The 14306-nt window shown below is 35.7% G+C and carries 8 protein-coding genes and 1 pseudogene; all 9 read right to left on the bottom strand.

The annotated features are described in order from the left end of the window. Positions 1–196 (bottom strand): annotated as a pseudogene (locus BR02_RS15500) (DUF6431 domain-containing protein); the annotation flags it as partial. Between the two features lie 90 nt (positions 197–286). Next, a complete protein-coding gene (gene istA / locus BR02_RS14475; protein ID WP_238442471.1) occupies positions 287–1414 on the bottom strand; it encodes an IS21 family transposase in 1128 nt (375 codons plus the stop codon). Positions 1415–1649: 235 nt separating this feature from the next. Next, on the bottom strand, positions 1650–3695 hold the full coding sequence (gene brxL, locus BR02_RS0112075) for a BREX system Lon protease-like protein BrxL (protein WP_031517451.1): 2046 nt from the start codon (positions 3693–3695) through the stop codon (positions 1650–1652). Beyond that, positions 3696–6002: a BREX-1 system phosphatase PglZ type B gene (pglZ, locus tag BR02_RS0112070; RefSeq protein ID WP_031517449.1), complete on the bottom strand. Its 2307-nt coding sequence runs from the start codon at positions 6000–6002 to the stop codon at positions 3696–3698. Continuing rightward, positions 5999–9340: an Eco57I restriction-modification methylase domain-containing protein gene (locus BR02_RS0112065; RefSeq protein WP_031517447.1), complete on the bottom strand. Its 3342-nt coding sequence runs from the start codon at positions 9338–9340 to the stop codon at positions 5999–6001. The genes pglZ and BR02_RS0112065 overlap by 4 nt, the downstream gene beginning before the upstream one ends. 16 nt (positions 9341–9356) lie before the next feature. Then, positions 9357–12776, bottom strand: coding sequence for a BREX system P-loop protein BrxC (gene brxC, locus BR02_RS0112060; protein ID WP_031517445.1), 3420 nt, complete (start codon positions 12774–12776; stop codon positions 9357–9359). An 11-nt stretch (positions 12777–12787) separates the two neighbouring features. Continuing rightward, the gene (locus tag BR02_RS0112055) at positions 12788–13336 is read right to left on the bottom strand and encodes a BREX protein BrxB domain-containing protein (RefSeq protein WP_031517443.1); all 549 of its coding nucleotides are present in this window, start codon (positions 13334–13336) and stop codon (positions 12788–12790) included. Next, entirely contained in the window at positions 13323–14105 is a 783-nt protein-coding gene (locus BR02_RS0112050; RefSeq protein WP_034639448.1) for a hypothetical protein, read from the bottom strand. The genes BR02_RS0112055 and BR02_RS0112050 overlap by 14 nt, the downstream gene beginning before the upstream one ends. A 15-nt stretch (positions 14106–14120) precedes the next feature. Beyond that, the coding region (locus tag BR02_RS14470) for a helix-turn-helix domain-containing protein (protein WP_034639444.1) at positions 14121–14306 on the bottom strand (186 nt) is incomplete at its 5' end.

The raw sequence follows: 14306 nt of genomic DNA, 5'->3' as shown, positions 1-14306 counted from the left end.
GACAAATCAAGCGACAGATGGGAATGCTGTACTCCGCTTTTTCACCATCAACCGCATTTCGCCAGTAGTAGCCATGACGATAAAGGCGAACCATGCCCTTACAACAGGGACATCTATCAAAAGAAGGAAAATTGTTTTCCTTTCCCAAACGGGCATATTCTTCTAAATCGATTTTAAAGTCATGATAAACGACCACAAAAATCACCCCGAAGCATTTTGCAAAAATTATAGCAAAATGTCGGGGCATAGGAAACATTGTCTAACCGGGTTAATTTGAAAAAACTCTTCAGGTTAGGAAGAGGATAAAGAGGCAAGTGACAGGATACTTAGCTAATAATTCATTAGTATCGGTATCATAAAATAGAAGTATTTCACCATCATCCTCAATACGTATACGTTGATGTGCATCCATCACACCGACATCAATCTGATAACGATTCCCTTTATAGCTGACCACTCCATTGGAATCAAAGGATGCTACAGTACTTGATACCTCTGAATATGGTTTAACATGAAAAAGCTGTTTTTGTTCATCAATAAACATTTCTCGTGGCACTTTTCTAGTCACAGTATGAACTCGCCCGTTGCCTTCTCTATCCAACCATGCAAGAGCTGCACTATTAAGACTGTCAATTCCGGTGTACACCCTCCCCTCTAGAAAGCTTTGCTTGACATATCCAATTACCTCTTCTACCTTACCTTTACTCTGAGGATCTCTTGGCCTGCATAATGAAACACTGTAGCCAATACGCTTAACATATTCTTCAAAGGCCGGTACAAATATAATATTACCTAGATTTTCGCTAACCACATAGACCCTATCAAGATCATATAGAATTGTCTGTGGTCTTCCTCCAAAATATTGAAATGCATAGTTATGAGCTTTTATGGCTGTTTCGGTCGTGAAGGGATCCGGTGAAAAGCAAACAAATTTCATTCTGCTATAACTCAGAACCATACAAAAGAAATATACCCTTACAATTCTTCCATACATATCTTTAAGTTTATATTGACCAAAATCAGCCTGCGCTTCATATCCTGGTGGCGAGACTTCACGTGGTGAGATTTTCCGCTTACTGGTATGCTGATACCCGTGCTGTTCCCTTAGGGCCTTCATATAGCGATAAAAAGTAGCTCGTTTAACTTGTAAATCAGGAAAAGCTTCCATTAATTTGAGATAGATATTGGTATCCCGGATTTGTGGGCATATTTTCAATTGCTCTAATATGTACTGTCGATAATTATCCATATGGTGCTTTTCCTGCTCAGCTTCCATGGCATAATCTTCTTTGCTCATATTCCAGTATTTACTGACAGAAGTATAGGTGATCCCCAGCGCTTTAGCAGTTTTGGTCTGGGCGAGTCCAAGTGCTTTATATTCCTGGATTTTTTGATATTGCTCTATACCAATCATGTTTTTCCTCCTTTAGTTTTATTATTAAAGCTAGAATACATGTACCAACGCAAGCATAGGCATCACCTCCTTAAAATTGAATACTTATTTAACACAAATAATATTGCTATATTACCTATGTTAATAAGTATTGGTCTAAGAGTAAAAGAACCAATCATGTACCAAGCTTTGAGCTTGATATGATTGGTCCTAATTGTTAATTCAATTATAGTAAATAATCGTTAATTCTTCTTACTCATTCAACAATCGATTTAATTAAGGCTTCTCTGGAATCTAAGTAAAATTGAATATCTATCTTTGTAGCCATTTCATCAGATAAATCAAATAACTGTCTTCTACAAGATACTGGCATTAGAATTGAAGTTGCTCCCTTTTCAACAGCAATTTCAACTAATGTTACTGGATTATGAACAATATCGATAGAACCTCCTAAATTTACTTCACCTACTACTATTAAACCACCTCGAACGCTTTTCTTAAGCATAGCTGTACATAAAGCAATCAACACTCCTATTCCAATTTTTGCACCATTTTTCGCTGAATCAAATGCTCTTAACTGCAATGCAAATTCATGGGATCTAGGATCCTTATCGCCAACTAAAAGTTTACTTTTTGAATACAAATTCTGTTCTGCATAACTAACACTTTCTTTAAATGCAGCAGGTACAGGTTTATTTAAAATCTTAACTCCGTTACCTGGTCCTTCTGTAGCCTCTATCCTAAATAATCCTGGATGCTCATCAAACCCTCCAGGACTTATAGTCCATACTTGTCCAGGCTCAAGTGGATCTATTCCTATACTGTTTTCACTCTGAAGCTCTGGAGTGGATACATATTTTTCAATTCCTTCAGTTCCCATTATATAGCTGAAATGAGTATTTCTAAATTCCGCCGCTCCTATCCGTTTTTGCTGTTCTTTAACCCTTCTTCTACTTTCCATTGCTAACCTAACAGACCATTCAATGTCTTCATCTGGAATTTCACTTTCGTCCCCTGGGTACAGAAGTTTTAGTAAGCCACTTACAGTTTTATTGACTGCGTTAGTATCACGTCCACTTAAAGCACCACCAAAGTGAACTCTCCCCTGAATCGCTGAAAGCCTGCTTTGTAATCTGAGTTGACTCATACACTCGGATAGAAAATCACTTACTAATCCAAAATGGTCTGTTAATATTTCTTTTCCTATCTTAGGAACATCCCATCCTGGTAAATAAGCATGTATTCTATCCATTAGAGCCGTATCGTCACGCATTTCTGGCGGTAATGGTCCAAACAAATGTCCAATTCTTTGCTGATGTTCGACATCAACATCAAAATTACCAACCATGACTATACTGCCATCAGCTCTTATACTCTCTTTACCCCTACTAAACTCACCTGATTCCATATAGCCTTTCATTATGTTAATGCCATCTTTTTTATCAAATGAAATGCCTGAAATTTCATCAAAACAAACTACATCATACTGACAAACCAATCCACGTCTACCACTATTATTATCAACAAACATTTTTGCTACAGTCGCCTTGCCACCAGAAACTAAATGCGCATAGGGAGAAACCTGTTGAAACAGATGACTCTTACCTGTTCCTCGTGGTCCTAGCTCAACTAAATTATAGTTTCTCTCAACAAAAGGAACCATCCTTAAGAAGAATGCATCTTTAGCACGATCATTTAAACCACTCGGTTCAATTCCTATACTTCTCAAAAGAAAATCCTTCCAATCCTTTGTTGTGAACTCTTTTCTCGCATCTGCAAGTACGTCAAGTACGTTTTTCTGAGACAACTGTATTGCACGAATACTTTCAATCCCAAACGGTCTTCCCCTATTCTCTTGAGCAATTGTGGCATCATAAGCTAAAGACACCTCTGCATAAAAACCTCCAGTTAATATTCTCTCGTGCTCACTGACTAATTCAGGAGAAATACGTATATCTTTTAATTGTAAACTAGGTAGAGTAGCTACATAGGAATCACTTTTCTCATCTAATCTTGCATTGATAATATCAATTATCCTTACTTCACCTTGCTCCCTGGCTCTAGCTTTAAACAACTCTTGTTCTCCTGCTTTAACAGTCTTAGACTTCAGTTGTTTCTGAACAATTTCAATTCCTTCTTGAATTTCATCCTCATTAGTACTAGCGCAATATCGACCTAACATAAACTCTACAACATAGGTAGGTACAGGGAATTGCCTGCTGAATGTTCTAACCAAATCCTTTTTTACTAAATATCCATCTAATACTGAGGCAGCAATTTCATCAATTCTGTCAAAATTCATTTATTGCTCACCTCCTATAATAGTTGCTATTTGATAGACTACTTTATCATTTTCATCAAGGACTACTAAAAAGGCAGATTTTCCTTCATAAATATCATCATCAACGACCACTGATGTTATCCCATCTGATGGAAATTCCTTGACCCCCATTACTATTGAGGTTTCTGGCATTGCTGACTTCGTTCTAATGTCTAGCCTTAAATCCTCAAATTGACCTTCAGCAGCTACTTTACACCTCATACCCTTCCAAACAATATCTGTAATTGTTAGTAAAGCGTTATTATTACCTTTTGGAGCCGATATCAATAGATCAAGCAGGATATTTTCCTGCAGGCTTATCCCTCCATGTGTATATTCTGTATTTGCTCTATAACATCCGGCTCCTTCAGCTAATACAAAATGGACATTCGGATTCCAATACCATTGATAATAGTTAACATCTAATAAGGCTCCTGGTTTTGCTGCAGCGGTCCTCCCCCATTTACTATCAACAAGTGATGCAGCAATATTTACCTTTGGAAGTCCCCCTGGCATCATTAACCAGCCGTGATCTGATAAAATCTTTACTCTAGACCAACCATTTGCAAATAAAATCTCAACCTTTTCAACAACTTCATCAATATAACGACTGAAATTTTGAACTATACGCCAACCCAAACTATGTCCATCTTCATCTATGTGACTATAATCCAACCATGCATTATCTTCTATTTCTTTTCTATAATCACCATGCTTTAATACTTTCCAACCTTTTATATTCATTAGACTTTCTAATCTTTGTGATAATGCTTTTTGATTTGTTTCTTTGATCACAGGGCAAAAATCTTCATTATCTACTTCCAAACCAATTAACTCATCTGCTATTGGCATTAAAGCTGGTTTGCAGGTAGCAGTTAATGAAGGGAGCTCGGATAATCTTGACCGATACATTACATCATACCCAAGTGCAGTTAAGTTCTCTGATACTTGTTTTGCCATATCAAACCGTAGTCCGTCTACAAACAAAATACATTCTCCAGGTTTATGTTCGTTAGGAACTGACTTGATTGGATTAGTAGCAATTGCCTTTTGCAAATTCCTAGCACATTCATCTATCCATGAAATATATATGGATCTTATAGCATTGGTAATCGCATCAATATCCTCTTGTTTTTTTACTAATTCCAAAGCTCTAGAAACCGCATTATCCACTTTCCAACCCCAATCCTCATAAGCTTTAATTATTTCTGTTATGTTTCCAGTAATAATTTTCTGAGTATGTTCTGCAATAATACTTAGCCAGTACATAGCTTCCGCCAATGGAGCATCTCCACTTGCAGCCCATACAAAGTTTCTTCTTTCGCCATGAGTCTTTTCTAATTCAATAATTCTATCTCTTGCGTTATGTTCAGCTAATCCAACTAATAGTTTTAACTCTTTTCTTAATGCACTCTCTTGCTGATCATTCCATTGTGGCGATCTGTCAGGCTCTATACCAAGTGGCATAATAATATTGCGCATGACTTGTGGTATAGCATTATATTTTGCTGGTGCTTCACAAAATCTATCCCACACAGAATCCCATTGTGGCTCTTTCCATGCAATTTTTTCAGCAGCAGTATAAATTGTATCCTGCTCTGGATTAAGCTGAAACTTTGAAATACAAATTTCAACAAAAGCTTCCCACTCTTCATCGCTTTTGCTTTTCTTAAATGAATCGGGATCATTTATCCAGTTAAGAACATCTCTTATGGTATCTCCACCTGTTAAAAGTGCATTAAAATAATCCTTATCTAAATATTCATTTTTTAAAGAGTCAATCTCTTCAAACAAAAGCTTCACTAGAGCTCTTTCAAGTGCTTCAATTGTTTGAGTATCTTGTTGAATATTTAGTCCTAATCCTCCCTTTTTAGTTTTTAAATATGCTAGTGGTGTCCAGTCTCTTGAATTTATCTGAGACCAGATTACACCACGATACTGCAACTCTGCAAGTGGCATAAGTTCCTCAGAGCAGCTTTCCACCGCTCTTATATCTTGTCTACTTACACCTGGCAAATATAATACCGGAACTTTTCCAATAGGAACTTTATAACTATCAATTAATCCAGAAATAGCTACTCTTAACCATATCGCTGGTCCCATATGAACTTCAGGTTTATATTCCCCAAGTACAAGTAGTTCTGGCATCTCACCTTTAAGTACCTCTACAGCCTTTTCCCAAAGCTTTTCTTTATCAGTCCATAAAATACATTGAGGTGGAGATTCAGCTTCAGGATTATAATTTGCTGCTGCTCTGATGCTGTTTATTATATTATTTATTAATTTCAACTGAACTTCACCTCATCTTCTCTTGCTTTTTTCTTTTCTTCTAGTGTCAAATGGTAATCATTAATTCTATTTCCACCAAACAAATGATACCAAGGACTATTTTCTGTATCTTTACCTCTGTCTTTATTCCACTTAATATTTGGTTTATCTCGTAACACTCCAGCGCCTTTTTTTCCCACATCTCCAACCAGCATAAAAGGACGAATGTTGACACGTACGCCATCATTTAAATCAGGTTCCCAGCCTAAAGGCTGTTTATTAAGAGGCTTCCATCTCACGAATATGTCATATGGAGCTTCTCCTTCGAGTATTAATTCCAATTTCTTTTTCAAACTTATGGCAGCATTTAATTTCTCTTCTGCACCTTCTATGCCGTCCATCATAGCTGATTTCTGTTTACTAATCCAATCCCCCAAGTAAGTATAAATTAAAGTCTCTAGATTCTTTCTGTCTAGCTTATGATAATTCACTAAAACTGAAAACCCATCTTTTAATCCATCCCATATTTGCCAAATGAATGGACGATGCCCAAACAGTTTATAATGCTGTGTAAAGAACTTATCTCTAAGCCACGACTCCAAACTTTTTCCCGCATGATCAGCATTAGAGAGTAGTTCTGGCAATATCATATTAATGTCTTCGTCTTTATATGCTGCAGCAAGCAAATTAAGCAGTCTTTCGGAAGCCGGTGCCTCCCCCCTTACAGATGGGATGCAAACAACACCGTCCTTATCTGCATAAGGTAATAAGCTCTGAGATTGTGCAATAAGTTCTCTAGATTCTTCAGATAACTCCATATCATCATCTAATTCTGCAGGCCATCTATAACCTAACAGTCTTACAACTGCGACTTGTAAAGGATCTATTGATTTACGTGGGTGACCATGGAATATCCACTGTGTAGGGTCATCTGAATAAATACTGTACTTATATTTATTCTCTTTTGTGCATTCATCGATATTAATGGGCACATTTTCAAATACAGAAGTAGCAACACCTAATTTGGTATCCATCTTTCTAACTGAATCTTTGAATTTTTTTGATTTCACATAATTCCATATATCATCAAAATATGCTTCATCTTTCATAGATAATACTACCGAACTTTTATCAAATAAATATCCTAAATAAATATTAGATCTTATTTGCCCTACACGCCCTACTATAATCCCCTTTTTCCCCCATGCTGCATTACCTTGTATTCTTGCACCTTTAAATTCCGAAAGTATCCCATTACCATTTTGCCAATATATAATTTTCGAACATCCATCTAAGTTGTAATCGTTTGAAGGTGATGTTTGGTAATAGCTCCACTCATTACTTCCATTTGTATTTTCCCAAAAATTAGCTATGAATCTATCAGAATCACCTGTAGACAACCCCTCAGTAGATTTTATATATTCCTTCATCAATTCATTACTAAAATCAAGATCAAAAATAATGCGATTTTGAGGATTCGATTTTTGGTGATTTTGCATTGAAACTTTAGCTGTATTATATATTAGATACTCAATTTTTTCCTCTAAAGGAATGTTGCCTGTTGATAAAGAATATATTTTATCATTCTCTTGGGGCTTTAAATTTTTAATAGAAATCATACATACTGGAAAGTCGTACATTTGTGTACTAAATGCTTTATATCCAAGATCTATAACAAAATTCCATTTGTACTTATTTAGTAATTCTAGTCTGAATTCCTCAAATGTTTTTATAAACATCCAATTTTTAGATGTAACGTAAAGTGAAATCCCTCCATAAGCACAAAACTTTTGACATCTAGCTATCATCGATGTTGCTAAATCATCATCCGCTCCAGCATAATATTTCTCAACATATCTTCTTAGTGGCTCACTCATTTTTCCTTTACCTAAGTAAGGAACATTAGTAACAACAAGATGATATTTATCATTAAGAATATTAAAAGTCTTTTCAATTCCCTGCGCAATAACTCCCATTTCTTTTATATCTTTATTACCATTAAAAACCCTTTCCAAGTTTTTGCATACTTCATCGTAATTATTAAAGAACAAGCTATCTTTCTCAAATAAATCATATGGATCTATTAAGCTCCCTAAACTAGAAGAATTCTTGAAGATATTATAAAGTGCATCTAAATGCATTTTTACTTCATTATTATTTCCTCCTAAAGCAATCCATTCATCTCGTTTCATATTAAGTGATTGCCCACACCATGCTATTTGCAGCTCCGGTAATATGCGAAAACCTCCAGCATTTGGATATTTCCATGCATTTAGTGCTATAGCAAATGCTGCTATTTCAACACATCTTTTATCAATTTCCAACCCATAAATATTCTCCTTAATTACAGCATCACAAGCTTCCTTAGCAGTCAAATTTTCTAGGGCCATTCTCATCGGTACTAGCTTATTGAACGCTGCCACTAAAAAGTGACCTGAACCTGCACAAGGATCTAGCAGTTTAAAATCTGACAAGTTCTCTGGCCAGCCTATAAAATCCTTAATTAGTGGTTCCCATTCTTGATTATCATTCTTGTTCAATCTTAATGAATCTAAGCTAAAATTAGATAATCCTAGTTCTTTTTTTACATTAGTTTCTATTTTGATGTTGGTCATTTTATTTTTCTTCAAATTTTTGTTTGCATACCAAGCACCAATAGAATTATCAAGTAAAAAGTCTACCATATAATGCTCAGTAAAAATTTGCGTTACAGCTGGTAATTCCTTTGCACCAATCTTTGATTCAGACTTGTTAATCAGTTCTTTCTTCTTATTTTGCCAAAATTGATAAGCCCATCCTAAACTATCGAATGCTTTAAATACATCTCCTTCAATACTTGAAACAAGATTTTCAAGCTGCCTTTGCTTTTCTGGAGATAATTCAACTTTAAACACTGGTGAGTCAGCCCTAAAAACTTGCGGTAACATTTTAGTTGCAAGTTTTGCCGCTACTTCCCAACCATTCTTCATCCCTAGTTCCTGAGCCAATTCATCACACTCTGATAATGTAACTGGAACTGCATTCTCTATATCATCATCTTCATAATACATAAGCAAATCGTTTTCTGCTAAGAACCTTGCAAAAAGCATTCTATGCCAATGTTCATAGGCTATTTCCTCAACCAATCTATCAATTTCTTGAGTTTCTGTTTTTGGATCTCGAACATCGCCTAGATTTCGACCATGTGCTCGTAATCTTCTACGCAATGCTCGCTCATCCTCTGATAAATAACTATATGGCGAAGCCTCACCTACTCCTAGTTGTTCTAGAGCAATTCTTGCTGCTTCCTCTGCTATTTCCCTAGCATTCTCTATGGTTCTTTCAAATTTATTTCTTAACTCCTTCGATAAAGGTTTCAATCATTTCACCTCCTGATTAGCGTACAATTATTGGTCCATCGACTAATTTTTCTTTAAGCTGAACTCTTATTTCTTCAATCCAACGATTAATTTCTTCTTCTGATTTAAGTGTGCGTTTGGGTATCTCAACCATTTGCAACTTTGGTTCGAGTTCTTTTGCGGCCATCTCGGTAGCCATATTAAATTTGGCCTGTAATGCCGCTTCTTTATCAGTCCATGATCTTAATGGGTACTGCCTTAAAGCACTCAATAATTCCTCATATGTTCCTAAAGCAATTGGCTGAATTTTCGAGAGCCCGCTTTGTTTTAATATACTAGTTCGCTTCTCTTCACTTAATCTGCTCCAAGCTTCGTTACTATTTAGCTTTTTATTTAAATAGTCGTAAACACTTGAATATTTTGAATACTTCTCATTTATTGTAGTTCTTAATATATTTTCTAAAGACTTTAATAGTGGTACTATCATATCAGGCTCATGAAGAAGTTGACGTTCTTCTTTTATGGATTGTACTTGTTTCTTAATATCACTAATAGCATCTTCATCAGAAACAAGAGATATCATCTGTTCCAATTTATTCCAATTGATAATCCTACTTTCAATGTTCAACTTCAACTTAGACCACTCTTCAATAAGCGTTTCTAGTTTATTTCTATTTTCATAAATCGATAATAACTGTTCATTACCTGTCTGATATTTAAGCTCATTAATTAGCGACGTATCTGGCTTTTCAGGTCTAGGTTCTACTCCTCCAGCATCTTCTGCAAGCTCTAACATATAATTAACGAAATCTTCAGCTTTTAAAGACTCGTTGCCTGCATCAGCCTTAATACCTGCTTTTTGATACAACTTCCTAATCTGGATTCTTTGTTTCGTAGAGATTGTCACAGATTCTATTTTAAAGGTCATCTTACCAATTTGTTTTCTTTCAATATCTTTTGGATTAACTATATTCCCAGATTCGTCCAAACATCGAATCAACCCTGCAACCATTAAAGCAAGTAACGACCCATCTATAGCATCTCCAGACCAACCGTAAGGTGCATTTTCGAATTCCCTTCTGATATCTGTTCCTTTTTTCCCGCTGCCTATATAATTCATAACTTTTTTACATACAGCATGTTCAGTTACATCTCCATTAAAACCTACATATTTAAGTGAATCAGGTGCACCTTCTTTAGCTTTTGAAAATACTTTATTCCAATTAGGATTATCTGCTATATCAAACTCTTGAAAAAGCCTATGAATTGAGTTATTAGCAGCAGATAGTATGGCGTCCTTTAGGTTTGCTTCAATAATCTCATTTCCCCCCGCTTGGAAGACCTTAGCTTCAGATAAAGCCTCTCTTAACAATTCATCAATATTTCTTTCAGCATTGTTTTTAATCGTCTCCATGGCCGCCATAGCCTCTTTGCCCTCAGGGGTTACAGGAGCCGGTGAACCCTTTTTGCTTAGAGTAGCAGTAGAAGCTTTTGACTCCACTATATAATTTGCAATCTCCGCTCTCTTTGGGATAAATACGAAAATTGTAGGTGATTGATTTCCTGCTTGTCTTGCATCAATCCGTACTGAATCTTCATCTGTGCTCCATTCATTTCTAACCCATACATATACATTCTTATTAGCATCTGCTGGTAATGTTGTGCCAAAGAAGAAATTGATGTCTCTAACAACCTTTGACTGTCCATGCATAATTGTTGATTTCCCTACTGTTTCAACAAATTTCTTTTTAATTCTATCTTCTCTTTCAGCATTTACACGATGCATTTCATTTCGAAGAACATTTTGATTACTCGCATAATCATCCAACCAAGCTAAATTCTCCTCAGTCTGTATTCTGTACTCATCATCTACCTTCATAAGCAGCTCGCAATCATCTAATAAATCACCAAGCCTACTTCTAAGCTGTGAGCTCCCACTAGATAAATCTGTAACCATAAGATCTGCCAAAGTGTCTATATTCGACTTTATTCCAATCTCATTATTAGTTCCAGCTAATTTATTAATTAAGAAAATCAGCCCACAGGCTCTAGAAACTAGCCTCTCATCATCTCCTTGCGTGTACCACAGCATTGTTTTCTCATGTACTTTTCTTGGTAAAACTCTAGCATGAAGCATTTTATCTGCCAAATCGTAGTATAAATAATCCGCAGGAATCACATTTCCTAATGGCTCGTTTATATTCGATTGGGTAGCTTTATGAACCATGCTTAGCTGATTCCTTAACTGGCTATCCGTACCTGTTTGATCTAGTACTCTTAATGTGTTTTCCCAAAACCTTCTTCTAACTGGTAAAATTGGATAATCTTGAGTGAAGTATTCTACATCCCTTTGATTATGCCCAATACTAGTTGCAGTTAAATGTCTAGATATTTCACCAATATTTTTCTCCATAATTTTTCTTATCTCTTGCACTTTGTCTGGCTTCTTAGCTAAAATCACTTTTCTTACAACCGCATCGACATCAGTATCAGATAATTCTATTCTAACAGTAAATCGTCCTTCCAATTTTTTTAATAATGCTGTTCCTGTTACAGCTGTTTGCCCAGTTCCAATAAATAGCAGTTTGCTTCCGATTTGCTTACTACATGCTTCAACAACCTCTTGCACATCCATTGCCCTTTGAGTACTGTCGCCAATATATTGTTCAACTTCATCTAATACAACTAAGGTCAATGGCATTTGGCCACCTTTTGATAGTGCATCTTTAATTGATTTAATCATTTCATCGCTTGTGACATCTGACTTATTCGGAAATCTATTATTTAAGGTTTCAACACAGCTTTCTGGAGTAGGGAATAGGTTAGGTTTTACTTCTGACAAGCTTTCATGCAGCCCTTCTGCCACATAAAGGTTATCTAGTTCTTCATTCCAATCATATCCTTTAGCTTCTACCTTCTCTTTAACTTGGTCATAAATTTTCTCAGACTTCAGCCACATAACAAAGGATGCATTTGCATAATTTTCTGGTAACCCAGCAGATTTATATATTATTCTCAGTAAAGCCAACCTAACACTTCCACTAGCACCAGCACTCAATGTACCCATGGCTGCATGCAAACCACCATATCTTTTAGCTTGAGTACTTAATTCATGAAGGAGAACTTTTATACTATCAGGTAAATCTGCTAATGATCTAGCTCTTGCACCATCTTGAAACTCGACATCCTGCCAAAAAGCACCTAACATTTTTACTAAGTGTGATTTACCAGAACCAAAAAAGCCACTAACCCAAACTGCTGGTTGTTGTTCGTGTCCCAAGTTTCTTAAATAAACTTCAAGAATATGTTCCATCCCTTTTTCATATTGCCCATCACAAACAAAAGTCTCTACTTCATAACGAAGCACATTAAGATTCCTATCATTAACGCTTGCAACGCCTTCATTAACAAGTTTACGTTCTAATGGATTAATCAAATATACATCTTTATTCAGCATATAAATCCCCCTTAGATTATTTTATTACATGTAATAGGTAGTGCATGATAATTCCAACCATCATACCCATCAAGTAACCGATAATTATTATTTTCATAGCTTCCTGGGAAGAACACCAGAAGCCTTCCTTTCACCATTGGTGATAACCTATCAACTAAATCTCTAACCTTTATAAATCCAAAGATAGAACCAACACCTGAAAGTGCAACTACATCTTCATCAGTGATATTTTCACTGTCAATAAACCTTCTGAATTTTTCTTCTATATAGTCGCTATATTTATGAATAATATTAGACAATAGTTTTGGATTTTTATAATAACTCTTTGCATAACGTTGACTATGCATCCACTCTGAAAATGTATCTGTTAAGTTAAATTCTAACCACCCATGATTTAAATTTCTTGTAGCTAATTCAAATTCTGTAATCTTAGCCTTAAGTCTACGCTCATCAGATTCCTGGTAAACTGCAAAAATTACTCTTTGAGCTGCAGCAAGATCTCTCCAAGGAATCGAAATAGTTTTTTCGTAATTCTTTAATAGTACATCAATTTTGCTCATAAATTAAATCTGCCTCCTCCTTAGTAATAAGGTTTGGAAGTGAAATCTCCATCACATTACCAATTCGCTTAAAAAATATCCATCCACGAGCTGAAGCATTTTCAGCAAGTTCTATTGCCATTTCCTTAGAACAATCATTTATCTCCATATACGTTGTTTCAAAAAGAGCTGGACCTCGCTGCCCCTCTAAATATCCAAGGAATATAGCATATGCCACAGTAGCAGGTGTAGCTTTCGCTTGAACTCTGACTTTATCACGTCTCCCCTTTAGGTGACCGCTTTTTGTCCAGCTAGACAAAATATTACGAGCCATTGATTGTAGTGTAGATTCACTAAATCGATTCGGCTCCATCTCATCAATCAACTCTTCTATAGACTTTTTTTTGACTTCGGCATTATGTTCTAGTGATTTAATTGCTTTGAAAGAGTAGTTTAGAACTCTGTCTCTACAAAATGCACAAAGCATTGCTAATAGTGGTCTTCCTTCTTCATCACGATTCCAGAAAAATAATAAATTCCTGAAAATCGATATTGTAGGATCAAGAGAGTATAATTCCGTTAAAAAATTAGCTGTTATTGTCCGGGAAGAAGATGATCTCTTCAAAAGGCAATTTTGATCTATAATAGCTTTAATATAATCATCATATACAATCGCATCTGGAACAGCTTCAAGGAGATTTGATAACTCTTCCAACATTATAGTCCGACCTGTATGGACGCTCCTTTTATTATATTTAAAACCAAACCTCTCTAAAATTGATTTTTCCATGTTGTCACCATCCATCTATTTATATTCTTTTAACGCTTTTATAAGTAATTCACTTACACCATTCTTTTCACAAAAATCTATAATTAGAGCACGCGCCATTCTATTAGGTACAACTTTATTATTTTCCCATCTATTAACTGTTGAAAAGCTAACATGCACTGCTTCAGCAAAATCTGTTTGAGTCATCTTGAGCTCATTTCT

Origin of the sequence: Desulfofalx alkaliphila DSM 12257 (genome assembly GCF_000711975.1) — a bacterium.
GTDB lineage: Bacteria > Bacillota > Desulfotomaculia > Desulfotomaculales > Desulfohalotomaculaceae > Desulfofalx > Desulfofalx alkaliphila.
This window is presented reverse-complemented; position numbering and strand designations above follow the sequence as displayed.

Coding starts and splice junctions, on each gene's coding strand:
- BR02_RS0112050 (WP_034639448.1), bottom strand. CDS start 14,105: ATGGAAAAATCAATTTTAGAGAGGTTTGGTTTTAAATATAATAAAAGG.
- brxC (WP_031517445.1), bottom strand. CDS start 12,776: ATGCTGAATAAAGATGTATATTTGATTAATCCATTAGAACGTAAACTT.
- brxL (WP_031517451.1), bottom strand. CDS start 3,695: ATGAATTTTGACAGAATTGATGAAATTGCTGCCTCAGTATTAGATGGA.
- istA (WP_238442471.1), bottom strand. CDS start 1,414: ATGATTGGTATAGAGCAATATCAAAAAATCCAGGAATATAAAGCACTT.
- BR02_RS0112055 (WP_031517443.1), bottom strand. CDS start 13,336: ATGAGCAAAATTGATGTACTATTAAAGAATTACGAAAAAACTATTTCG.